1 protein-coding gene is annotated in these 968 nt (G+C 66.5%); it reads right to left on the reverse strand.

Annotated elements, in window-relative coordinates; all coding sequences use genetic code 11:
- Positions 1-212 precede the first annotated feature (212 nt).
- Positions 213-899 carry a VOC family protein gene (locus E1286_RS47355; protein WP_246075793.1) on the reverse strand — a complete coding sequence of 229 codons (687 nt, stop codon included), beginning with the start codon at positions 897-899 and terminating at the stop codon, positions 213-215.
- Positions 900-968 lie beyond the last annotated feature (69 nt).

Consider the following 968-nt stretch of genomic DNA (forward strand, 5'->3'; position numbering starts at 1 on the left):
GCACCAGGGCCGCCGGCTGGTGACCGGCGGGCACGGCACGTTCCGGTTCAGCTACAGCGCCCGCGGTGGGTTCGACGGCTACAAGTTCCGCATCGGCGAGGGCCTCGTGGGTCACTACGACTGGAGCAACTACGGTCAGCGCTCCTGGTGACGCGCGTAGGAGCGGGTTGTCCGGGCTCGCCCTCGGCGATCCACAACGGCGCCCTCCCTCTTCAGGGCAGCCACTCCTGGAGCCCGGCGAGATGCCCGAGCTCTGACTCGATGCGCTGCCTGTCGCTGGTGGTGAGTTCCAGACCACGCAGATCGGCGGCCCATGGATCGGTGGGCTCGCCGAGGACCATGGCCAGGTCGACGAGGTGGCACAGGGCGATGGCCCGCTCGACCACCGGGGCGTTCATGCCATGCCTGCGCACCGCCGACTTGAGCGCGCGGAAAGCCTGCAGGTCGTCATTCTTGAACTCGCGCAGAATCCGGGCGTTGTCGAGCGCCCTGGCCAGGCCTGTCAGCTTCGTCGAGCCGCCGTACTCCAGTTCGGCAGGCTCGTCGCGCTGGATGAACATGATCGAGTTCCCAGACGGATCGATCAGCGTGAACCGGGACGCGCCCGGCCGGTAGCGGGTGATCCGCGGCAGGCCCGAACTGAGCACCTTGCCATGGACCCGCCGCATCGCCGCGACGAACGCCGCATGGTACGGCGCCACGGCGTCGACCATGACCAGGCAGCCTCCGGACTCCTCCCGGACCGGATCGAGCCCCTTGGGCGCCGGGCCGAAGTGCAGCTCGAATCCGCTCCACCGCAGCGCCAGATAGACATAGGGCTTGCTCTGTTTGTAGGTCGCCTGTACTACATCCGTAGATCTTGATTCGTTTGGCTCCGCCACGGGATGTAGTTGCTTCATCGTCAGTGCGTGACATGCGCTCTGACCTACGATCTTGTCGTGTCCTGGGATACGGAACTGACCGCGCTG

The sequence above is a fragment of the Nonomuraea terrae genome, from assembly GCF_004348995.1.
Lineage (GTDB): Bacteria > Actinomycetota > Actinomycetes > Streptosporangiales > Streptosporangiaceae > Nonomuraea > Nonomuraea terrae.